Source organism: Streptomyces sp. x-80, assembly GCF_046549095.1.
Taxonomy (GTDB): Bacteria; Actinomycetota; Actinomycetes; order Streptomycetales; family Streptomycetaceae; genus Streptomyces; species Streptomyces celluloflavus.
The window spans coordinates 346379-367476 of sequence record NZ_JAJPWM010000005.1 but is presented as its reverse complement, the minus strand read 5'-3'; the positions used below and the strand labels follow the sequence as shown (position 1 = coordinate 367476).

20 protein-coding genes and 4 tRNA genes are annotated in these 21098 nt (G+C 71.3%); 18 read left to right on the top strand and 6 right to left on the bottom strand.

The genetic code is table 11. The features are described 5' to 3' along the window. The first annotated feature begins 3 nt into the window (after positions 1–3). The 4 genes from ACLJWH_RS12390 (at position 4) to ACLJWH_RS12375 (ending at position 4791) form a co-directional block, all read left to right on the top strand. On the top strand, positions 4–1638 hold the full coding sequence (locus ACLJWH_RS12390) for a complex I subunit 4 family protein (protein ID WP_411141673.1): 1635 nt from the start codon (positions 4–6) through the stop codon (positions 1636–1638). Next, entirely contained in the window at positions 1638–3221 is a 1584-nt protein-coding gene (locus ACLJWH_RS12385) for an NADH-quinone oxidoreductase subunit N (RefSeq protein ID WP_411141672.1), read from the top strand. The genes ACLJWH_RS12390 and ACLJWH_RS12385 overlap by 1 nt, the downstream gene beginning before the upstream one ends. A 189-nt stretch (positions 3222–3410) precedes the next feature. After that, the gene (gene htpX / locus ACLJWH_RS12380) at positions 3411–4274 is read left to right on the top strand and encodes a zinc metalloprotease HtpX (RefSeq protein ID WP_411141671.1); all 864 of its coding nucleotides are present in this window, start codon (positions 3411–3413) and stop codon (positions 4272–4274) included. A gap of 124 nt (positions 4275–4398) precedes the next feature. Continuing rightward, positions 4399–4791, top strand: coding sequence for a YccF domain-containing protein (locus tag ACLJWH_RS12375; protein WP_411141670.1), 393 nt, complete (start codon positions 4399–4401; stop codon positions 4789–4791). Between the two features lie 52 nt (positions 4792–4843). Here ACLJWH_RS12375 and ACLJWH_RS12370 read toward each other — a convergent pair whose 3' ends face one another. Together ACLJWH_RS12370 and ACLJWH_RS12365 are read right to left on the bottom strand one after the other, a co-directional pair. Beyond that, entirely contained in the window at positions 4844–5590 is a 747-nt protein-coding gene (locus tag ACLJWH_RS12370; RefSeq protein WP_411141669.1) for an antibiotic biosynthesis monooxygenase, read from the bottom strand. 143 nt (positions 5591–5733) lie between these two features. After that, entirely contained in the window at positions 5734–6222 is a 489-nt protein-coding gene (locus ACLJWH_RS12365) for a YajQ family cyclic di-GMP-binding protein (RefSeq protein ID WP_411141668.1), read from the bottom strand. A 188-nt stretch (positions 6223–6410) separates the two neighbouring features. Between ACLJWH_RS12365 and ACLJWH_RS12360 the strand changes: the two genes are divergently transcribed. After that, positions 6411–6492: transfer RNA gene (locus ACLJWH_RS12360), tRNA-Tyr, on the top strand. 441 nt (positions 6493–6933) lie between these two features. Then, positions 6934–9531 (top strand): SpoIIE family protein phosphatase, encoded by a 2598-nt coding sequence (locus tag ACLJWH_RS12355; protein ID WP_411141667.1) that lies wholly within the window; start codon positions 6934–6936, stop codon positions 9529–9531. Between the two features lie 159 nt (positions 9532–9690). Here the strand turns inward: ACLJWH_RS12355 and ACLJWH_RS12350 are convergent, their stop codons facing one another. After that, positions 9691–10353 carry an NAD(P)H-binding protein gene (locus ACLJWH_RS12350; RefSeq protein ID WP_411141666.1) on the bottom strand — a complete coding sequence of 221 codons (663 nt, stop codon included), beginning with the start codon at positions 10351–10353 and terminating at the stop codon, positions 9691–9693. A gap of 94 nt (positions 10354–10447) precedes the next feature. Beyond that, positions 10448–11728, bottom strand: a complete 1281-nt coding sequence (locus ACLJWH_RS12345; protein WP_411141665.1) for an amidohydrolase family protein — start codon at positions 11726–11728, stop codon at positions 10448–10450. A 182-nt stretch (positions 11729–11910) separates the two neighbouring features. Here ACLJWH_RS12345 and ACLJWH_RS12340 point away from each other — a divergent pair. From ACLJWH_RS12340 to ACLJWH_RS12315, 6 genes are all read left to right on the top strand, one after another. Further along, positions 11911–11983: transfer RNA gene (locus ACLJWH_RS12340), tRNA-Thr, on the top strand. Positions 11984–12030: 47 nt separating this feature from the next. Then, positions 12031–12103: transfer RNA gene (locus tag ACLJWH_RS12335), tRNA-Met, on the top strand. A gap of 88 nt (positions 12104–12191) precedes the next feature. Continuing rightward, positions 12192–12356: a 50S ribosomal protein L33 gene (gene rpmG, locus ACLJWH_RS12330; protein ID WP_006604855.1), complete on the top strand. Its 165-nt coding sequence runs from the start codon at positions 12192–12194 to the stop codon at positions 12354–12356. Between the two features lie 87 nt (positions 12357–12443). Beyond that, entirely contained in the window at positions 12444–12896 is a 453-nt protein-coding gene (locus ACLJWH_RS12325) for a MaoC family dehydratase N-terminal domain-containing protein (RefSeq protein ID WP_411141664.1), read from the top strand. A gap of 1 nt (position 12897) precedes the next feature. Next, complete coding sequence (locus ACLJWH_RS12320; RefSeq protein ID WP_411141663.1) at positions 12898–13332, top strand: MaoC family dehydratase; 435 nt, start codon at positions 12898–12900, stop codon at positions 13330–13332. 62 nt (positions 13333–13394) lie between these two features. Then, the gene (locus tag ACLJWH_RS12315) at positions 13395–14450 is read left to right on the top strand and encodes a UDP-N-acetylmuramate dehydrogenase (RefSeq protein WP_411141662.1); all 1056 of its coding nucleotides are present in this window, start codon (positions 13395–13397) and stop codon (positions 14448–14450) included. A 24-nt stretch (positions 14451–14474) separates the two neighbouring features. Here the strand turns inward: ACLJWH_RS12315 and ACLJWH_RS12310 are convergent, their stop codons facing one another. Beyond that, positions 14475–15494 carry an adenosine deaminase gene (locus tag ACLJWH_RS12310; RefSeq protein WP_411141661.1) on the bottom strand — a complete coding sequence of 340 codons (1020 nt, stop codon included), beginning with the start codon at positions 15492–15494 and terminating at the stop codon, positions 14475–14477. 178 nt (positions 15495–15672) lie between these two features. Continuing rightward, entirely contained in the window at positions 15673–16911 is a 1239-nt protein-coding gene (locus ACLJWH_RS12305) for a pyridoxal phosphate-dependent aminotransferase (protein ID WP_411141660.1), read from the bottom strand. Between the two features lie 181 nt (positions 16912–17092). Between ACLJWH_RS12305 and ACLJWH_RS12300 the strand changes: the two genes are divergently transcribed. From ACLJWH_RS12300 to ACLJWH_RS12275, 6 genes are all read left to right on the top strand, one after another. Continuing rightward, a tRNA-Trp gene (locus ACLJWH_RS12300) sits at positions 17093–17165 on the top strand. 109 nt (positions 17166–17274) lie between these two features. After that, positions 17275–17571 carry a preprotein translocase subunit SecE gene (gene secE / locus ACLJWH_RS12295; protein WP_052856253.1) on the top strand — a complete coding sequence of 99 codons (297 nt, stop codon included), beginning with the start codon at positions 17275–17277 and terminating at the stop codon, positions 17569–17571. Between the two features lie 71 nt (positions 17572–17642). Next, positions 17643–18542 (top strand): transcription termination/antitermination protein NusG, encoded by a 900-nt coding sequence (gene nusG / locus ACLJWH_RS12290; protein ID WP_411141659.1) that lies wholly within the window; start codon positions 17643–17645, stop codon positions 18540–18542. A gap of 168 nt (positions 18543–18710) precedes the next feature. Next, a complete protein-coding gene (gene rplK, locus ACLJWH_RS12285; RefSeq protein ID WP_411141658.1) occupies positions 18711–19145 on the top strand; it encodes a 50S ribosomal protein L11 in 435 nt (144 codons plus the stop codon). A 106-nt stretch (positions 19146–19251) separates the two neighbouring features. Further along, on the top strand, positions 19252–19968 hold the full coding sequence (gene rplA / locus ACLJWH_RS12280) for a 50S ribosomal protein L1 (RefSeq protein ID WP_131122375.1): 717 nt from the start codon (positions 19252–19254) through the stop codon (positions 19966–19968). Between the two features lie 147 nt (positions 19969–20115). Beyond that, positions 20116–20970, top strand: a complete 855-nt coding sequence (locus tag ACLJWH_RS12275) for a hypothetical protein (RefSeq protein ID WP_411141657.1) — start codon at positions 20116–20118, stop codon at positions 20968–20970. The last annotated feature ends 128 nt before the right edge of the window (positions 20971–21098 follow it).

The window sequence follows — 21098 nt, the reverse complement described above, 5'->3', positions numbered from 1 at the left end:
CCCGTGAACCCCACCGCTCTGCAACTCCTCCTCGCGGCACTCGTCGTGCTCCCCCTGCTGGGCGCGGTCGGCGCCCTGCTGCCGGCCCCGCCCGGTCTGAAGGGCCGCGGCCCCGACCAGGCCGTACTGCGCCACGGCGTGACCGTCACCGGTGCCGTCCTCGCTGTCGCGATCGCGCTGGCCGCCGGCTTCGACCACGGCCATCCGGACCGTATGCAGGCCACCACGGACATCAGCTGGATCCCGGCACTCGGCATCCGCATCCACCTCGGCGTCGACGGCATCTCGCTCCCCCTTGTCGTCCTGACCGCGCTGCTGACCTTCCTCTGCGCGCTCTACAGCTACTTCCGTATGCCGACGGGCCCGTCACCCAAGGCATTCGTGGCCCTGCTGCTCCTTCTGGAGGCCGGTACCCTCGCCACCTTCGCCGTCCTCGATCTCGTGCTGTTCTTCCTCGCCTTCGAGACGGTCCTCATCCCGATGTACTTCCTCATCGCCCGCTGGGGCGGTGCGCAACGGCAGGCGGCCGCCTGGAAGTTCATCCTCTACACGGTGCTCGGCTCCGTCGTGATGCTGCTCGGCCTCCTCCTCATCGGCGTGAAGTCCGGCACTTTCGACATGGTGGCACTCGCCACTGACAACGGCCCGAAAGCCCAGCTCAGCCACACGGTTCAGCTCGTCGCGGTGCTCGCCGTCGGCATCGGACTGGCCGTGAAGACCCCGATGTGGCCGCTGCACAGCTGGCTGCCGGACGCGCACACCGCCGCCCCCACCGTCGGCTCGGTGCTGCTGGCCGGTGTCCTGCTGAAGATGGGTACGTACGGGTTCGTCCGCATCGCGCTGCCCATCACACCCGACGGGATGCACACCTTCGCGCCGTACCTCGGCGCGTTCGCCGCCGTCGGCATCGTCTACGGATCGCTCGCCTGTCTCGCCCTGGTCCGCAAGGGCGCCAAGGGCGATCTCAAGCGGCTGATCGCGTACAGCTCCGTCGGCCACATGGGCTTCGTCCTGCTCGGTATCGCCACCATGACCCCCACCGGCGTCAACGGCGCGCTGTTCGCCAACATCGCGCACGGCCTGATCACCGGTCTGCTCTTCTTCCTGGTCGGCGCTCTCAAGGACCGCTGCGGCAGCACCGACCTCGACCGGCTCGCGGGCCGGACCGGAGCGGCCCTGTACGGCAGGGCACCGCGCTTCGGAGGACTGCTCGCCTTCGCCGCCGTCGCCTCCCTGGGCATCCCCGGCCTGGCCGGCTTCTGGGGCGAGATGCTCGCCATGTTCGGTGCCTTCCGGCCGGCTGCCGGCCTCAGCCGCCCCGCCTTCCTCACCTTCATGGTGCTGGCCGGCCTGGGCACCCTGCTGACCGCCGCCTACCTGCTGCTCGTCGTCCGCCGCGTCTGCATGGGCGGTACCCCGGCCGCGGCACCGGCGGCCCCAGGAACCGCCCCGGCCCCCGGCAGCGCCCCCGTTCCCGCACCCGCCCCCGACAGCGCCGCCGTTCCCGACATCGCGCGCTACGAATACGCGGCCTGGGCCCCCCTGGCCGTCCTCACCGTCCTCGCCGGACTCTGGCCCGCGGCCCTCCTCGGCCTCACCGACCCGGCCGTCCAGCAGCTCCTCGGAGGCGGTAAGTGATGACTTCCCTGGTCCAGTCCGTCGACTGGCTCGCCATCGCGCCGCCCACCCTCACCGCGGCCGTCGCCCTGGTGGTGCTCGTCACCGACCTCTTCCTCCCCACGGCCAGGAAGCCGCTGCTGGGCTGGATCGCGGCCGGCGGGCTCGCCCTCGCCGCACTCTCCCTGCTGCCCCTCCTGGGCGGCCACCGCGCCACCTTCTGCCTCGCCCAGCCGTCGCCCGCCACCGCCCCGGCCGGCGGGCATCCCGCGCTCGCGGCGGACGTGTGCAGCTATGTGGCCGACCCGTTCGCCCTGGTCATCCAGTTCCTGGTGCTGGCCGGCGCGCTGCTGACCGCCCTGCTCTCCGTCGACACCGTCAAGGAACACCGCCTGCCGGCCGGCGAGTACTGGTTCCTGCTGCTCTCCTCGGCGGCCGGGGCGGCCCTGCTGCCCGCCTCCCGGGACCTCGCCACCCTCGTCATCGCCCTCGAAGTCGCCTCACTGCCCGCCTTCGCACTGGTCGGACTGCGGCGCTGCGACCGGCTCTCCTCGGAGGCCGCCCTCAAGTTCTTCCTGTCCTCGGTCGTCGCCACCGCCGTGACGCTGCTCGGCGTGAGCTTCCTGTACGCGGCCACCGGGAGCCTCCACCTCTCCCGGGTGGCGCACACCCTCACCGCCCTGCCGGACCCCCGGCTGGCCACCCTGGCGGCCGCCGGCGTCGCGCTCACCCTCGTCGGCTTCGCCTTCAAGACCGCGGCCGTCCCGTTCCACTTCTGGGTGCCGGACACCTACGTCGGCGCGCCGCTCCCCATCGCCGCGTACCTCTCCGTCGTCGGCAAGGCCGTCGGCTTCTCCGGGCTGATCCTCGTCACCGTCCAGGGCTTCCCCTCGTACGCGCACGTCTGGGGCCCGGCCATGGCCGTCCTCGCCGCGCTCACCATGACCGCGGGCAACGTCGCCGCCCTCCGCCAGGACCCGGACCGCCGGCACGGCGCCGTCCGGCTGCTCGCCTGGTCCTCGGTCGGCCAGGCGGGCTACCTCCTGGTCCCGATCGCGGCGGCCGGTTACACCGGCGATCCGGCGCGCGCCATCGGCGCCACCGTCGCCTACGCCCTGATGTACGCGGCGGTGAACCTCGGCGCCTTCGCCGTCGCCGCCCTGGTGGCCCGTACGCGCCCCGCCAACCGCATCGCCGACTACCGGGGCCTGTACGCCCGGCACCCGCTCGCCGCCCTCGCCCTCGGCTTCTTCCTGCTCTGCCTCGCCGGTCTGCCGCCGGGTGTCATCGGCCTCTTCGCCAAGGTCACGGTCTTCTCCGCGGCCGTCGACGCGGGGCTGGGCTGGCTCGCCGTCGTCATGGCCGTCAACGTCGCGATCGCGCTCTACTACTACCTCCAGTGGACCGCGGTCCTCTTCCGGGGAGCCGAGGCCGGTGCCGAACGGCCGGCGGGAGAGCCTGCGGAAGCCGCCGCCGCGGCGCCGCTCCGTGCCGCGGTCCCGGCCCCCCTGACCGCCGCCATCGCCCTCGCCGCCGTCCTCGGCATCGCCCTCTCCGGCGCCCCGCAGCTTGTCCTCCGCTTCGCCTCGGGCGCCCTCCTCTAGCCGCTGCGGGGCCGCGCCGGGCCCGCGGCCACCTGGACGGCCGTACACCGCCCCGGCCCCGCACCCCCGCCCCGCGTGCACAAGGGAACTAGCTCTCCACATCTCGCGTTGACCAGTGAGTAAGGGTCCACTGGAGAGTGGAGAAACGAAGCAAAGGGTTCCCCTGCCGCACCGCTTGGAGGGCGTACCGTGCACCGCCGGCACAACGGGCTCAGGACCGCCGTACTCCTCGGGGGACTGTCCGCACTCATCATCGTCATCGGCAGCCTCTTCGGCCGTACGGGCCTGATCATCGCCGTGGTCGTCGCCGTGGGCACCAACGCCTACGCGTACTGGAACAGCGACAAACTGGCCCTCAAGGCCATGCGCGCCCGTCCCGTCAGCGAGTTCGAGGCCCCCCGGCTCTACCGCATGGTCCGCGAGCTCTCCACAGCCGCCCGCCGGCCCATGCCGCGCCTCTACATCTCCCCGACCCAGGCCCCCAACGCCTTCGCCACCGGCCGCAATCCACGCAACGCCGCCGTCTGCTGCACCGACGGCATCCTCCAACTGCTCGACGAACGCGAGCTGCGCGGCGTCATCGGCCATGAGCTGAGTCATGTCTACAACCGCGACATCCTCATCTCCTCCGTCGCGGGAGCCCTCGCCTCCGTGGTGATGTTCCTGGTGAACTTCGCCTGGCTGATTCCCGTCGGCCGTTCCGACGACGACGAGGGCCCCGGCATCGTGGGCATGCTGCTGATCATGCTGCTCGGCCCGATCGCCGCCTCGCTGATCCAGCTCGCCGTCAGCCGCTCCCGCGAGTACCAGGCGGACGCCTCGGGCGCTCAGCTCACCGGCGACCCGCTGGCGCTCGCCTCCGCCCTGCGCAAGCTGGAGGCCGGCACCCAGCAGCTCCCGCTGCCCCCCGAACCGCGCATCGAGACCGCCAGTCACATGATGATCGCCAACCCCTTCCGGGCGGGCGAGGGCATGTCCAAGCTCTTCTCCACCCACCCCCCGATGCGCGAGCGCATCACCCGCCTCGAACAGATGGCGGGCCACCGCCCCTAGGGCACGCGCCCGCCGGTGTCCCCCTCAGGTCTGATATCGCCCTTCCACTGCAACGATTCACCATGGCCGGTGCGTCTGGCACGGCAGACACATTCCCTGCCGTGCCCATGGAAGGCTGCCGATCATGAAGCTCATCCTCAACGTTCTCTGGCTGGTCCTCAGCGGATTCTGGATGGCGATCGGCTATGTCGTCGCCGGAATCATCTGCTGCATCCTGATCATCACGATCCCCTTCGGCATCGCGTCCTTCCGGATCGCCGGCTACGCCCTGTGGCCCTTCGGCCGCACCACCGTCCTCCGCCATGACGCGGGGGTCGGCTCGGCGATCGGCAATGTCATCTGGATCATCTTCGCGGGCTGGTGGCTGGCCCTGGGGCACATCGTCACCGGCATCGCCCTGTGCGTGACGATCATCGGGATCCCCTTCGGCATCGCCAACTTCAAGCTGATCCCCGTCTCCCTGATGCCGCTGGGCCGCGACATCGTCCCCACCGACCAGCCGTTCGCCACCCGCTGACCGTCCCCGCCCACCGGCCGCCCCGCGCCGGCCCCTCGGCCCCGTACGGGCCTCACGCCCGTACGAGCCCACGAGGGGCCGTATAGCGCCGGAACCCTTGCGGCTCGACGCCCGGCACACTCGCGATGAAGTCCATCACCCGCCCGCCGTCGCGCAATGCGGTGCCGACGATCCGCTCGTGCGACTCCGCGTCCGTCCACTCGCTGTAGTTGACGACCTGTCCGCCGTCCTCGCTGATGTGGAAGTGCGAGGCGATCGAGCCGTCGCCGCCCTGCCGGCCGCCGAACATGTCCAGCAGACCGTCGACGAGCTGCCGGGCGGCGTCGTGCCCCGTCGTCCGGAAGGCGACGCGTACCACGCAGCCCGGCGCCGGCGACTCGTCCCGCAGGAGGCTGCCGTACAGCCGGAAGCGCGTGGGACCGGGACCGTCGGCCACCCCGGCCCCGTCCAGCGCCGCCGCGACCCGCTCCCGCAGCCCCGTGCGCTCGGTCCGTACGAACTCCTGGTGCGCCGCATCGCTGGTCCACTGCGCGTAGTTGAGCACGCTGCGGCCGTCCGTCCCGGCGAGCAGCACCCGCGACAGAAGGCCCGCGGGCAGCGGCGTCTGCGCCCAGGCCCGCGCGACACCGCCCAGCACGGCCCGCTGCCCCTCGGGGTCGCCCGTGTCCCACTCACTGATCAGCACGGTCCCGGCATCCGGACGCCGGGTCGTGGGAAACGCGTCGACAAGAAATCCGGGGTGCTCGTCGTATCCGGGGCGCTCGTCATGGCCGGTGCCCTCGTCATGAAGTGAACTCATGCCACCACCGTGCAACCTGAACCAAAGCTGAGGTCAAGCCCCCGGGTGCCGCCCCGACATACCGGCGGGGCGGCGCGCCCACGGCACACCGCCCCACCCGGCCACCTCTCCGCCGCCGGCGGTCCGCCGCCGGCCGGGGGTGCCTACCGGTAGTTCACGAACTGGATCGCGAAGTCCAGGTCCTTCCCCTTGAGCAGCTGCTGCACCGCCTGGAGGTCGTCCCGGCTCTTCGAGGTGACCCGGAGTTCTTCGCCCTGCACCTGCGCCTTGACGCCCTTCGGGCCCTCGTCGCGGATGATCTTGGCGACCTTCTTCGCGTTCTCCTGCGAGATCCCCTCCTCGATCGAGGCGAAGATCTTGTACTCCTTGCCCGAGGGCTGCGGCTCGCCCGCGTCCAGCGACTTCAGCGAGATCCCGCGCTTGATGAGCTTGGACTGGAAGATGTCGAGCACGGCCTTGACCCGCTCCTCGGCGTTGGCCCGCATCTCGATCTTCTCGCCCGACCACTCGATCGACGCGCCCACGCCCTTGAAGTCGTAGCGCTGCGAGATCTCCTTGGCGGCCTGGTTGAGGGCGTTGTCGACCTCCTGCCGCTCGACCTTCGAGACGATGTCGAAACTGGAGTCGGCCATATTGAGTTGGCTCCTCGTACGTAGATCCGTCAGGGGTACGGCCCGTCCGGACCGCCCCGCAAGCCTAGCCACCCACCCGTGATCCAGCAGTGCGGAATCGAGTGGCGAACCACCCCCAGCCATCGGGTATGGTTTACGTCGTTGCCCCGGAAAACCGCCCAACGGCGGGTCTCCAGGCAGCAAACCCTGGCGGTGTGCCCGAGCGGCCAAAGGGAGCAGACTGTAAATCTGCCGGCTTCGCCTTCCCAGGTTCGAATCCTGGCGCCGCCACAGGTGGAAAAATGGCCCCTGAACTGCGTTAACGCAGTTCAGGGGCCATTTTGCTGTGCGGCTTTCCTTGCGCTTTCCGCATGCTCGCCTCGTGCTTCCCGCGTGCCCTCTTCGCTCTTCGCCGCGCGCTTTTCCTTCAGCGGCGGGCTTCCGGCGGGCTTCCGGCGGCTTCGTGGCGGCGGTGTGGCGGGTGACCGGTTCACCGCGCCGGTCGTTCCCGTGGGCCGTGCCGGTGCGTACCGCTCGCGGTGGGGGATGGGGCGGGGTAGATATGGGGGTATGGCCCGAATCCGGAGCCGTTCCTGGGGGCTCACGGGCCGATGGCTCGCCAGTTGGCTCCCGGGGCACCGGCGCGAGCGGCGAGAGCGGTGCCCGGATTCGCGGGCGCCGTCGGCGCGGCGTCCGAAGTCGGTGGCGGGCGTCCGCAGCGTCGCCGGGCAGATGTTCGTGCTGCAACTGCTGATCGTGCTGCTGCTCGTGGTGGCCGCGGTGGCCACGCTGCTGCTCCAGGCGCGGAGCGACAGGTTCCGGGCGGCCCGCGACCGCACGCTGGCCGCGGCCGAGGCGTTCGCCCACGGGCCCGGACTGGTGGACGCGCTGCGCGGCCCCGACCCGACCGCGGTGCTCCAGCCGCTGACCGAAGCGGCCCGCAAAAAGGGCCAGGTGGACTTCATCGCCGTGCTGAACCGGCAGGGCATCCGCTACACCCACCCGCTGCCGGCCGAGATCGGGAAGAAGTTCGTCGGCACCATCGGACCGTCGCTGGCCGGCCGCACCACCACCGAGAGCGTGCACGGCCCACTGGGCGACGAGGAGCAGACGGTGGTCCCGGTCACCGACGCGCACGGCACGGTCGTCGGCCTGGTGGCGTCCGGCATCAAGGTCAGCCGGGTGAGCAGCGCGATCGACCGTCAGCTGCCGGTCCTCCTCGGGGCCGGCGCCGCCGCGCTCGTCCTGGCGACCGGTGGCGCGGCGCTGGTGAGCCGGCGGCTGCGGCGGCAGACCCATGGGCTCGGCCCCGCCGAGATGACCCGGATGTACGAGCACCAGGACGCGGTACTGCACGCGGTGCGCGAGGGCGTGGTGATCATCGGCGGCGACGGCCGGGTCCTGCTCGCCAACGACGAGGCGCGCCGCCTCCTGGACCTGCCCCCGGACGTGGAGGGGCGCCGCGTCACCGACCTCGGTCTCGACGGCCGCACGGCCGGACTGCTGGCCTCCCGGCGCGTCGCCACCGACGAGGTGCTCCCCGTCGGGGACCGGCTGCTGGCGGTGAACCACCGGCCCACGGACCGCCGGGGCGGCCCGCCCGGCAGCGTGGCCACTTTGCGGGACACCACCGAGCTGCGCGCGCTCGCGGGGAAGGCCGAGGTCGCGCGCGGCCGGCTGCGGCTGCTGTACGACGCGAGCGTCGCCATCGGGACGACGCTCGACGTGGCGCGTACCGCCGAGGAGCTCACCGAGGTCGCCACCCCCCGGTTCGCCGACTACGTCAGCGTCGACCTCGCCCCGGCCGTCCTGCGGGGCGAGGAGCCGCGGGTGGCGGTGCGCGGCGCGGTGGCGGAGGTGCGCCGGGTGGCGGTCCGCGGCGCCCGGGACGACCACCCCCTGTACCCGGTGGGCGAGCCGGTGACGTACGCCGCGCCCACCCCGCAGGCCACGGGGTTCATCAGCGGGCATCCGGTGCTCGTCCCCGACCTGCGGACCGCCGTCGACTGGCGCACGCAGGGGACCGCGCACGCCGAGCGGGTCCTGGACTACGGGTTCCACTCGCTCATCACCGTCCCGTTGAAGGCCCGGGGCGTCCTGATGGGGATCGTCAACTTCTGGCGTACCCAGGAGAGCGGCCCCTACGAGGCGGACGATCTGTCCCTGGCCGAGGAGCTGGCGGCGCGCGCCGCGGTGTGCATCGACAACGCGCGCCGTTTCACGCGCGAGCACGCCCTGGCCGTGACGTTGCAGCACAGTCTGCTGCCGCGTGGCCTGCCCGAGCAGAACGCCCTCGACGTCGCCTACCGCTACCTGCCCGCCCAGTCGGGGGTGGGCGGCGACTGGTTCGACGTCATCCCGCTGCCGGGCGCCCGCGTCGCCCTGGTCGTCGGTGACGTGGTCGGCCACGGTCTGCACGCCGCCGCCACGATGGGCCGGCTGCGCACGGCGGTGCAGAACTTCTCCTCCCTCGACCTGCCGCCGGACGAACTCCTCGGACACCTCGACGAGTTGGTCGGCCGTATCGACCAGGAAGCGTCCGCCGCGGAGGGGGAGCCCGTGATCGCGGGCGCCACCTGCCTGTACGCGATCTACGACCCGGCCTCCGGAGTCTGCACCCTGGCCCGCGCGGGCCACCATCTGCCGGCCCTCGTCCATCCCGACGGCACCGTGCGGTTCCCCGAACTCCCCGCCGGACCGCCGCTCGGCCTGGGCGGTATGCCCTTCGAGGCCGCGGAACTGCGGCTGCCCGAGGGCAGCAGCCTGGTCCTGTTCACCGACGGACTGATCGAGGACCGCAGGCGGGACATCGACGCCGGGCTGGAGATCCTCAGCCGCACGCTGGCGGCCCCCGGCCGGTCGCCGCAGGAGATCTGCGAGGCGGTGCTCGACGTGCTGCCGCCCGCCGAGCAGAGTGACGACATCGCCCTGCTCGTCGCCCGCACCCACGTCCTGGCGGCCGGTCAGGTCGCCGACTGGGAGCTGCCCACCGACCCCGCGGCCGTGGCCGGCGCCCGCGCCGATGTCAGCCGGCAGCTGACGCAGTGGGGCCTGGACGATTCGGTGTTCACCACCGAACTCATCCTCAGCGAGCTGATCACCAACGCCATCCGGCACGCCTCCGGCCCGGTCCACGTACGCCTGTTGCACGACCGCAACCTGATCTGCGAGGTCTCCGACACCAGCAGCACCTCACCGCATCTGCGCTACGCGGCCGCGGAGGACGAGGGCGGCCGCGGCCTGTTCCTCGTCGCCCAGCTCGCCGAACGGTGGGGCACCCGGTACACCTCGGAAGGCAAGGTCATCTGGGCCGAACAGCCGCTCTTCTGAGAGCGCGCGCCGAACCGCCGCCGTACGGCCCGGCCGAGAGCGCGCACCGGCCGGGCCGTACGGCGCGCCGCACCGACGGCCGTCGGCTGCTTGTGCCGCGGCCGGCCACCCGCCGGCGCGGACCCGCACCCGCTGGCGCGCCGGCTGCGGGCCGTCGCCTCAGTGCGCCGCCACCGCCCGTACCGCGTCGGCCAGCGGGACATCGCCGTTGACCAGTTCCAAGGACCGTCCGGAAGTGGCCGGTTCGGCGACCAGAGCGGCCAGCACGGCTGCCACGTCGTCGCGGGTCACCGCGCCGCGGCCGGTCGCGTCGGCCAGCGTCACCAGGCCCGTTCCGGCGTCGTCCGTCAGCCGGCCGGGGCGCAGGATCGTCCAGTCGAGTCCGGCGCGGGAGCGTACGTCCGCGTCCGCGGCGCCCTTCGCGCGCAGGTAGGCCGCGAAGACCGGGTCGGTGCCGGCCGGGGGTTCGCGGTCCGCGCCCATCGACGAGACCACGACGAAGCGCCGTACCCCGGCCGCCTCGGCCGCGTCCGCGAAGAGGACCGCGGCGCCGCGGTCCACGCTGTCCTTGCGGGCCGCGCCGCTGCCGGGGCCCGCGCCCGCCGCGAAGACGGCCGCGTCCGCGCCCTCCAGATGGCGCGCGACGTCCGCCACCGTCGCCGACTCCAGGTCGCAGACCACCGGTTCGGCCCCGGCGGCCAGCACGTCCCCGGCCTGTTCGGGCCGCCGGACGATGCCCGCGACCTCGTCCCCGCGCCCGGCGAGCAACCGCTCCAGCCGAAGCGCGATCTGACCATGTCCACCTGCGATGACAATGCGCATGATGTTGACCGTACGCGCAACCCGCGCGCCGCACCGTCGGGACGGGGCGGCGTCGGCCACTCCGGAGTGACGGACGACCGGGCCGGCCCCGGCCTCAGCGCTGTGACTGCCGGGGCAGCTCCAGCGCCACCTCGGCCGCCGAGTCGCAGTACTCGCGCACCGCGCTGGTGCGCGCCACCACCCGCCCGCGGTGCACCACGATCCGGCTGTAGGCGAGGGAGAGCGCCCCGGCGATCCGCTCACCGCGGACGGCCAGCAGCTCGGCGGGGAAGCCCGCCTCGACGCGGACCTCCGGCAGGCCCAGCGTCGCCCGTGCTGCCGTGCTCACCGTCTCGTACGCGGCCTCGGGCGTCGCCTCACCCAGCGACGCCAGCAGATACGCGGCCTCCAGCGGATCGCCGCGGCCCACCGGATTGGCCACGTCGCGCAGCGCCCCGCTGCCCGCCGCGACCCGCACCCCGGCCGCCCGCAGCAGCCGGACCGGGGCCGGCCGGGAGACCCGGGAGCCGTGCAGCTCCAGGCCCGTGCAGTCGCCCTGCGGCAGGCAGATCACGGCGACACCGGCGGCGGCCAGCTGTTCGGCGGCCCGGGTCGCCACGCTCCGGGGCATCCGCGCCATGCCCGCGCACGGCCCGATCGCCACCCCCGGCCGCAGTCCGCCGGCCATCGCCGCGAAGCGCGCCAGCCGCGCCGGGTCGTCACCGTCGGTGTGCAGGTCCACCGGGCAGCCGTGCTCGCCGGCCAGCTCCAGGACCACCTCGGCGTACCCGGCCGGATCGGGGTCCAGGTCCGGGCAGCCGCCGATGACCGAGGCGCCCATCTTCACCGCGTCCCGCAGCATCGCCAGCCCGTCCGCGCCGGCCATCCCGGTCAGCACCCGGGGCACCGCCACCGCCGCCAGATCGGCCAGCCCGCGCAGCGACCGGCGCGCCTGGAGCACCGCCTCCAGCGAGCGCAGGCCCTGTACATCGCCGATCCGGACGTGGCTGCGGCAGGCGGTCGCGCCGTGCCCGAGCTGCAACAGCGCGGCCTCCGTCGTACGCCGCTGGACGTCCTCGGGGGAGTCGGCGGCGGGGCCGTCGCAGTCCGCCGTCAGCGCGGTGTCGCAGTGCGCGTGCGGTTCGGCGGGGGCGGGGAGCAGGAGATAGCCGGCGAGGTCGATGCGGGCGCCGTACGGGCCGAGGCTGCCGGTCGTCCCGACGGCCTCGATGCACCCGCCGCCGAGCCGTACGTCCACCGTGCGCCCGTCGGCGAGCCGGGCGCCGCACAGGACCAGCGCGCCCGCGTCCGGCCTGGTGTGCCGGGCGGCGCCGGCGGGGCCGCCCGGCTGGTCCGGCCGGCCCGGCTGGGGCTGCGGTGAACTGCTGTCGGACATCGCGCTCCTCGAAGGCACGGGCGTGCAAGATCACGCAGCGTTCGTCCGAGCCTATGGGGCGGCCGGGAGAGCTTCGGGCAGGCGCGGAATAGTCGTACCGGTGTGGTGCGCGGGGCGGCTGGGGCAGGGCCCGGATACGGATTTCACCTTTGGCTGCGGGCCGTGTAATGTCTTCATCGCTCGCCCCAATAGCTCAGTCGGCAGAGCGTCTCCATGGTAAGGAGAAGGTCTACGGTTCGATTCCGTATTGGGGCTCTGATGTGTGAGGTATCCCGCCTTCGGGCGGGGGACTCTCGCATCACAGCGGTGTAGCTCAGTCGGTAGAGCAAGCGGCTCATAATCGCTGTGTCACCGGTTCAAGTCCGGTCACCGCTACTTACAGTAGCCGATTGTGGGGTCGGTCCTCCGATCGGCTACTCTTTTATGCGTTCATCCGTCCATTTGTCCGTCAAGGAGCACTCACGTGGCTGCCACCGACGTCCGCCCGAAGATCACGCTGGCCTGCGTGGAGTGCAAGGAGCGGAACTACATCACCAAGAAGAACCGGCGCAACGACCCGGACCGTCTTGAGATGAAGAAGCACTGCCCTCGTTGCAACTCGCACACCGCGCACCGCGAGACGCGATAACACAGGCTCGTCCGTGAGGCCGTCCCCATCTATTGGGGGCGGCCTCACGGCGTTATCACCGCATCATCACAGGGAGGTTGCGAGCCCGTGGCTCTCGACCAGTCATTTGTAGGTCGCACGTACCCGCCCACCGAGCCGTACGAGGTCGGTCGGGAGAAGATCCGCGAATTCGCCGAGGCGATCGGCGACACCAACCCCGCTTATACCGACACGGAAGCGGCCAAGGCGCTCGGTCACCCCGAGGTGATCGCACCGCCGACCTTTGTGTTCGCGATCACTTTCAAGGCCGCGGGACAGGTCATCGAGGACCCGCAGCTCGGGCTCGACTACAACCGGGTGGTGCACGGCGACCAGAAGTTCGCCTACACCCGCCCGGTGCGCGGCGGCGACCGGCTGACCGTCACCTCCACCATCGAGGCGGTCAAGTCCATGGCGGGCAACGACATTCTCGATATCCGGGGTGAGGTGCACGACGAGGCGGGCGAACACGTCGTGACCGCCTTCACCAAGCTGGTGGCCCGCGCCGCCGAGGGGGCCTGAGATGACCGCGAAGATCTCCTACGACGCTGTCGAGGTCGGCACCGAACTTCCCGCTCAGTCCTTTCCGGTGAGCCGCGCCACACTCGTCAGGTACGCGGGCGCCTCCGGCGACTTCAACCCGATCCACTGGAACGAGAAGTTCGCCAAGGAGGTCGGGCTGCCGGACGTCATCGCGCACGGCATGTTCACGATGGCCGAGGCGATCCGGGTCGTCACCGACTGGGCCGGTGACCCGGGCGCCGTCGCCGAGTACGGCGTGCGGTTCACCAAGCCCGTCATCGTCCCCAACGACGAGACCGGCGCGCTGATCGAGGTCAGCGCCAAGGTCGCGGCCAAGCTGGACGACGACGCCCGGACGGTCCGCGTCGACCTCACCGCGACCAGCGCGGGCCAGAAGGTGCTGGGCATGTCCCGCGCCGTCGTCCGCCTCGCCTGAACCGTTGCCGCCGGGGGCGGTCCGGCCGGGGACGGCCGGACCGCCCCCGTACTCTTGTGCGCGTGCAGGAACTCCACGACGCCCCCCTCGCCCCGCTGACCACCTTCCGCCTCGGCGGCCCGGCGCGGCGCCTGGTCACGGCCACCACCGACGACGAGGTCATCGCCGCCGTCCGCGAAGCCGACTACACCGGCACCCCGCTGCTGATCATCGGCGGCGGCAGCAACCTCGTCATCGGCGACAAGGGCTTCGAGGGCACCGCACTGCGCATCGCCACCCGCGGGTTCGCGCTCGACGGGACGACCCTGACGCTGGCGGCCGGCGAGAACTGGTCCGACGCCGTGGCCCGTACGGTCGCCGCCGGACTGGCCGGCGTCGAGTGCCTGGCCGGTATCCCGGGCTCCGCGGGGGCCACCCCGATCCAGAACGTCGGGGCGTACGGCCAGGAGGTGTCCGCCACCATCAGCGAGGTCGTCGCCTACGACCGGCGCGCCGAGGAGACCGTCACGCTCCGCAACGCGGACTGCGGCTTCTCCTACCGCCACAGCCGCTTCAAGCAGGACCCCCACCGGTTCGTCGTGCTGCGCGTGCGCTTCGCCCTGGAGGACGCCGGCGGCCTCTCCGCGCCCCTGAAGTACCCCGAGACGGCCCGCGCCCTCGGCGTCGGGGCGGGCGACCGCGTCCCGGCCGCCAAGGCCCGGGAGACCGTCCTCGCGCTGCGGGCTGGCAAGGGCATGGTGCTGGACGCCGCGGACCACGACACCTGGTCGGCAGGTTCCTTCTTCACCAACCCGATCCTCACCGAGGCCGAGCACGCCGCCTTCGTCCGCCGCGTCCAGGACCGCCTCGGCCCGGACGTCACCCCGCCCGCCTTCCCGGACGGCGACTCCCGGGTGAAGACCTCCGCGGCCTGGCTGATCGACCGCGCCGGCTTCACCAAGGGCTACGGCAGCGGCCCGGCCCGGATCTCCACCAAGCACACTCTCGCGCTCACCAACCGCGGCGCGGCCACCACCGAGGACCTCCTCGCACTGGCCCGCGAGGTCCGCGACGGCGTGCACGCGGCCTTCGGCGTCCTGCTGGTCAACGAACCGGTGACGGTGGGCGTCAGCCTGTAGGAGAACGGCGGCGGCCCGGCCGGGTCAGGCCGCCAGCCAGGCGTCGATACCGGCCAGCAGGCGCTGCCGCTCGTCCTGCGGGGCCCGGGAGCCGCGGACGGACTGCCGGGCCAGCTCGGCCAGCTCGGCGTCGGTGAAGCCGTGTGTGCGGCGGGCGATCTCGTACTGCGCGGCCAGCCGGGCGCCGAACAGCAGCGGGTCGTCCGCGCCCAGCGCCATCGGCACCCCGGCGTCGAAGAGCGTCCGCAGCGGTACGTCCTCCGGCTTCTCGTACACCCCCAGCGCCACATTCGACGCCGGGCACACCTCGCAGGTCACCCCCCGCGACGCCAGCCGGCTCAGCAGTACGGGGTCCTCCACGGCCCGGACGCCGTGCCCGATCCGGCCGGCGTGCAGATCGTCCAGGCAGTCCCGCACGCTCGCCGGGCCCGCCAGCTCGCCACCGTGCGGCGCGGCCAGCAGACCGCCGTCCCGGGCGATGGCGAAGGCGCGGTCGAAGTCCCGGGCGAAGCCCCGCCGTTCGTCGTTGGAGAGGCCGAAGCCGACGACGCCGTCGTCGGCGTAGCGCACCGCCAGCCGGGCCAGGGTCCGGGCGTCCAGCGGGTGCTTCATACGGTTCGCGGCGACCACTACGCGGATGCCCAGACCGGTGGCCTCGGAGGCGCTGCGGACCGCGTCCAGGATGATCTCCAGCGCCGGGATCAGCCCGCCGAGCCGCGGTGCGTACGAGGTCGGATCGACCTGGATCTCCAGCCACCCCGAGCCGTCGCGGACGTCCTCCTCGGCGGCCTCGCGCACCAGCCGCTGGATGTCCTCGGGCGAGCGCAGACACGACCGTGCGATGTCGTACAGCCGCTGGAAGCGGAACCAGCCCCGCTCGTCCGTGGCGCGCAGCTTGGGCGGCTCACCGCTGCGGAGCGCCTCCGGCAGATGGACGCCGTACTTGTCGGCGAGCTCCAGCAGGGTCGTGGCCCGCATCGAACCCGTGAAATGCAGGTGCAGGTGGGCTTTCGGCAATCGACGCACATCACGAACGCTCTCCATCCGGAGATCTTGCCGCACGCACCCGCCGCGCCGGTAGGGCCTTTTCCAAAGGGATGCCCGGCAGAACACGCGAGCGGGCGTCCGCCGGGGCACGAGAAACGGGCGCCCGGCATGCTCCGGGCGCCCGCTCGCGACGGTCAGCTCCCGTGGCGCCGGACGGCCGCCGCGGGAGACCGGCTCACGCCGCGGCCTCGGCCAGCAGCTTCTGGATCCGTGAAACGCCCTCGACCAGGTCCTCGTCGCCGAGCGCGTACGAGAGCCGCAGGTAGCCGGGGGTGCCGAAGGCTTCGCCCGGGACGACCGCGACCTCCGCCTCCTCCAGGATGAGCTCCGCCAGCTCGACGCTGGACTGCGGGCGCTTGCCGCGGATCTCCTTGCCCAGCACGCCCTTCACGGACGGGTAGGCGTAGAACGCGCCCTCCGGCTCCGGGCACAGCACACCGTCGATCTCGTTGAGCATCCGCACGATCGTGCGCCGCCGCCGGTCGAAGGCGACCTTCATCTCCTCGACGGCCGTGAGATCGCCGGTGACCGCCGCGAGAGCCGCGATCTGCGCGACGTTGGAGACGTTGGAGGTGGCGTGCGACTGGAGGTTCGCGGCGGCCTTGATGACGTCCTTGGGGCCGATCGCCCACCCGACGCGCCAGCCGGTCATCGCGTAGGTCTTCGCCACACCGTTGACGACGATGCACTTGTCGCGCAGCTCGGGGACGACCACCGGCAGCGACGAGAACTCGGCGTCGCCGTAGACCAGGTGCTCGTAGATCTCGTCGGTCAGCACCCACAGACCGTGCTCGGCGGCCCAGCGGCCGACGGCCTCCACCTGGTCACGGGTGTACACCGCGCCGGTCGGGTTGGACGGCGACACGAACAGCAGCACCTTCGTGCGCTCCGTGCGGGCGGCCTCCAGCTGCTCCACCGACACGCGGTAGCCGGTCGTCTCGTCCGCCACGACCTCCACCGGTACGCCGCCCGCGAGGCGGATCGACTCGGGGTAGGTGGTCCAGTACGGCGCCGGGACGATGACCTCGTCGCCCGGGTCGAGGATCGCCGCGAACGCCTCGTAGATGGCCTGCTTGCCGCCGTTGGTGACCAGGACGTTCGCGGCCTCGACCGCGTAGCCGGAGTCACGCAGCGTCTTGGCGGCGATCGCGGACCGCAGCTCGGGGAGGCCGCCGGCCGGGGTGTAGCGGTGGTACTTCGGGTTGCGGCAGGCTTCGACGGCCGCCTCGACGATGTAGTCGGGCGTGGGGAAATCGGGCTCACCGGCGCCGAAGCCGATCACCGGGCGACCGGCGGCCTTGAGGGCCTTCGCCTTGGCGTCGACGGCGAGGGTCGCGGACTCGGAGATCGCCCCGATGCGGGCCGAAACCCGTCGGTCGGCGGGGGACGGTGCGGGAGGAGTGGCAGCGCTCATACAGGCATCGTCCCAGAACGCCGGAGGGCCCGGCACATGGGTTGTGGACCGGCCCCGGGAGCCTCCTGTTCGACGCCCGGCCCCGAAGCACGTACACTCGCTGACCGTTGGCTCCCATCAGGTCGCCGCGGCTCACGCACCCAGTGCGGTCGGCCGTATGCGGTAGGTTGGGGGACTGCAAAGGGTCGTAGCTCAATTGGTAGAGCACTGGTCTCCAAAACCAGCGGTTGGGGGTTCAAGTCCCTCCGGCCCTGCTACACGCACTTCTTCACCAAGGTGCGTGCACGCGTACGTACTGAAATGCACCGCCGTGCGGCTCTACCGGGCGCGGCACGGCCACGACCCGGATTCAGGTGAGGACGAGTGACGGACGCCCTGGGCTCCATCGACATGCCTGAGCGCGGTCGTTCCGAGGACGAAGCCGCGGAGTCCGAGAAGAAGCCCCGTCGTGGCGGCAAGCGTGGCAAAAAGGGCCCCTTCGCGCGCCTTGCGCTTTTCTACCGCCAGGTCGTGGCGGAGCTCCGCAAGGTTGTCTGGCCCACCCGCAACCAGCTGACGACGTACACCTCCGTGGTGATCGTCTTCGTCGTCATCATCATCGGTCTCGTAACCGTGATTGACTTGGGAATCAACCGAGTCGTCGGGTACGTCTTCGGCTGACCCCGCGGAGGGCGTCTCAGCGGGCGCCTTTTCGCATGTTCAACCCCTTGAAGCAAGGAAGAAGCAGCCACGTGTCTGACCCGAACCTGAACGACGCCGCCGAGCCCGTCGCGGCTGTAGAGGCCGACGTTGACGCGGCCGTCTCGGCCGAGGTCGAGGGCGACGACACCGCTCTGGAGATCGTCGAGAACGCCGACGGTGCCGACGAGCTCGACGCCGAGGAAGCTGCTGCCGGCGAGCCCGCCGAGGAAGCCGCGATGCACGTCGAGGACGAGGCGGCGGACGAGGACGAGGCCGCCGGCGAGGCAGCCGAGGACGAGGCCGAGGAGCCCGTGGAGGAGGAGCCGGAGCCGGTCGACCCGGTGGCCGCCCTCCGTGACGAGCTGCGCACCCTCCCCGGTGAGTGGTACGTCATCCACACTTACGCGGGTTACGAGAACCGCGTGAAGACCAACCTCGAACAGCGCGCCGTCTCGCTGAACGTCGAGGACTACATCTTCCAGGCCGAGGTGCCGCAGGAAGAGGTCGTCCAGATCAAGAACGGTGACCGCCGTACGGTCCGCCAGAACAAGCTCCCGGGCTATGTGCTGGTGCGCATGGACCTGACGAACGAGTCCTGGGGTGTCGTCCGCAACACGCCGGGTGTCACCGGCTTCGTCGGCAACGCCTACGACCCGTACCCGCTGACGCTGGACGAGATCGTCAAGATGCTCGCCCCGGAGGCCGAGGAGAAGGCCGCCAAGGAGGCCGCCGCGGCCGAGGGCAGGCCGGCGCCGTCCCGCAAGGTCGAGGTCCAGGTGCTGGACTTCGAGGTGGGCGACTCCGTCACCGTCACCGACGGCCCGTTCGCGACGCTCCAGGCGACCATCAACGAGATCAACGCCGACTCGAAGAAGGTCAAGGGCCTCGTCGAGATCTTCGGCCGCGAGACCCCGGTCGAGCTCAGCTTCGACCAGATCCAGAAGAACTAGGTTCTTCCGGACCAACAGCCACCGCACAGGTCAGACGGGCTCTCGGAGCCCTTCTGACCTGCTCGGTTTTTGGCCGCAGGACCATACCCGTTATCGTTGTGCGGTATGCCTCCATCCGGATGACCGGATGATGAGGCGAAACAACTCTCACTAGGACCCGGAGAGAGCATGCCTCCCAAGAAGAAGAAGGTCACGGGGCTCATCAAGCTCCAGATCCAGGCCGGTGCCGCGAACCCGGCTCCGCCGGTCGGCCCCGCGCTGGGCCAGCACGGCGTCAACATCATGGAGTTCTGCAAGGCCTACAACGCCGCGACCGAGTCGCAGCGTGGCATGGTCGTGCCGGTGGAGATCACGGTCTACGAAGACCGCTCCTTCACCTTCGTCACGAAGACTCCGCCGGCCGCGAAGCTGATCCTGAAGGCCGCGGGTGTGGAGAAGGGCTCCGGCGAGCCGCACACCAAGAAGGTCGCCAAGATCACCGGCGCCCAGGTGCGCGAGATCGCCACGACCAAGATGCCCGACCTGAACGCCAACGACCTGGACGCCGCGGTGAAGATCATCGCCGGCACCGCCCGTTCCATGGGCGTCACGGTCGAGGGCTGACCGCCACCTCGTAGGCACCCCGTGGCAGGGCCAGGCGCTGGCCCGCACCACGACTCCATCCGCCATCCGGCGGCAGCCGGGTGGACGCAACTGTTCAGGAGCAGCAGTGAAGCGCAGCAAGACTCTTCGCAACGCGGACGCGAAGATCGACTCGGAGCGTCTGTACGCCCCGCTCGAAGCCGTCCGTATCGCCAAGGACACCTCGTCCGTCAAGTTCGACGCGACCGTCGAGGTTGCCATGCGTCTGGGCGTCGACCCGCGCAAGGCCGACCAGATGGTCCGTGGCACCGTGAACCTCCCGCACGGCACCGGTAAGACCGCCCGGGTCCTGGTCTTCGCGACCGGTGACCGTGCTGCGGCCGCGGAGGCCGCCGGCGCCGACATCGTCGGCTCGGACGAACTGATCGACGAGGTTGCCAAGGGCCGCCTGGACTTCGACGCCGTCGTCGCCACCCCGGAGCTCATGGGCAAGGTCGGCCGCCTCGGCCGCGTGCTCGGCCCGCGTGGTCTGATGCCGAACCCGAAGACCGGCACCGTCACCCCGGATGTCGTCAAGGCCGTCAACGACATCAAGGGCGGCAAGATCGAGTTCCGCGTGGACAAGCACGCGAACCTCCACTTCATCATCGGCAAGGTCTCCTTCGACGAGACCAAGCTGGTGGAGAACTACGCCGCGGCGCTGGACGAGATCCTCCGTCTGAAGCCGTCGGCCGCCAAGGGCCGCTACATCAAGAAGGCCACCATCACCACCACGATGGGCCCCGGCATCCCGCTGGACGCCAACCGCACCCGCAACCTCCTCGTCGAGGACGAAGCCGTCTGATCTCGCCGATCGGCGCCTCGTAGCGCGTGACATTGCCGTCAGACCCCGCCCCCGTCAGGGGGGCGGGGTCTGACGCGTTCGGTGTCGGTGCCCTCGGCTACAGTCACCCCCGAGGTCCATAAAAGAGATGTAAAGGGGGAGCCTCACATGCGTAACAAGCGAATGGTCGCCGCTGTGGCGGGCGTCGTGGTGATGGCGGGCCTGACGGCCTGTGGCGGTGGCAAGGGCGGGGGCGAAGCGGCGTCGGACAAGGCGGTGGAGAAGAAGTCCCCGCTAGAGCTCGCGCTGGCCTCGCTGCGGACGGCCTCGCAGCAGACGGACGGCAAGAAGTCCGCGAAGGTCGAGGGCACGGTCAAGAACGGCGCGTCGACGCAGTCCATGAAGGGCGCGCTGGACTGGTCCCAGGGCATGCGGATGGACGTCGACATCACCCAGACCGGCGGGCAGTCCCCGGTGGCCGGGAAGCCCGTCAAGGCGCTCTACACGCCGCAGGCGATGTTCATGAACATGGGCGCGGCCGGTCTGCCGCTGGGCGGCAAGTCCTGGGTGAAGTACGACTACGACGCCCTGGCGCAGAAGCTGGGCCCGGCCGGTGCGCTTCTCAAGGACCAGATGCAGAACAACAACCCGACCCGCGCGGTCGAGCTGCTGATCGCCTCGGGCAAGGTCAAGGAAGCCGGCAAGGAGGACGTGCGCGGTGTCCAGGCGACCCGCTACACCGGCACGCTCTCGGTGTCCGAGCTGACCCGTATGCAGTCCAAGTCCTTCAGCGAGGCGGACCGCAAGGCGCTCCAGCAGCAGATGCAGCAGACCGGCACGGAGAGCGAGACCATCGATCTCTGGATCAACTCGGAGAACCTGCTGGTCAAGAAGCGCGAGCGGAGCGACAGCATGAAGAGCGCCTTCGACTCGACGGTGTTCTACTCGGACTACGGCACCAAGGTCACGGTGACCGAGCCGCCGGCGAGCGAGACCGTGGACTTCGACAAGGTGGCCGGCTAGCCGCGCACCGGGGGCGTCGTCGCCGGCGCCCCCTCTCGGCCGATTTGCCTGAGCGCGGGCCGCTCCCGTACCGTGTGCGAGAAGCCAAAGACCGCTGGTTGTCTCTGTGCGCCTGATCTCGGGCGTAC

Coding starts and splice junctions, on each gene's coding strand:
- ACLJWH_RS12320 (WP_411141663.1), top strand. CDS start 12,898: ATGACCGCGAAGATCTCCTACGACGCTGTCGAGGTCGGCACCGAACTT.
- ACLJWH_RS12375 (WP_411141670.1), top strand. CDS start 4,399: ATGAAGCTCATCCTCAACGTTCTCTGGCTGGTCCTCAGCGGATTCTGG.
- ACLJWH_RS12305 (WP_411141660.1), bottom strand. CDS start 16,911: ATGAGCGCTGCCACTCCTCCCGCACCGTCCCCCGCCGACCGACGGGTT.
- ACLJWH_RS12385 (WP_411141672.1), top strand. CDS start 1,638: ATGACTTCCCTGGTCCAGTCCGTCGACTGGCTCGCCATCGCGCCGCCC.
- ACLJWH_RS12370 (WP_411141669.1), bottom strand. CDS start 5,590: ATGAGTTCACTTCATGACGAGGGCACCGGCCATGACGAGCGCCCCGGA.
- ACLJWH_RS12345 (WP_411141665.1), bottom strand. CDS start 11,728: ATGTCCGACAGCAGTTCACCGCAGCCCCAGCCGGGCCGGCCGGACCAG.
- ACLJWH_RS12350 (WP_411141666.1), bottom strand. CDS start 10,353: ATGCGCATTGTCATCGCAGGTGGACATGGTCAGATCGCGCTTCGGCTG.
- ACLJWH_RS12275 (WP_411141657.1), top strand. CDS start 20,116: ATGCGTAACAAGCGAATGGTCGCCGCTGTGGCGGGCGTCGTGGTGATG.
- rplK (WP_411141658.1), top strand. CDS start 18,711: ATGCCTCCCAAGAAGAAGAAGGTCACGGGGCTCATCAAGCTCCAGATC.
- ACLJWH_RS12355 (WP_411141667.1), top strand. CDS start 6,934: ATGTTCGTGCTGCAACTGCTGATCGTGCTGCTGCTCGTGGTGGCCGCG.
- ACLJWH_RS12310 (WP_411141661.1), bottom strand. CDS start 15,494: ATGGAGAGCGTTCGTGATGTGCGTCGATTGCCGAAAGCCCACCTGCAC.
- ACLJWH_RS12365 (WP_411141668.1), bottom strand. CDS start 6,222: ATGGCCGACTCCAGTTTCGACATCGTCTCGAAGGTCGAGCGGCAGGAG.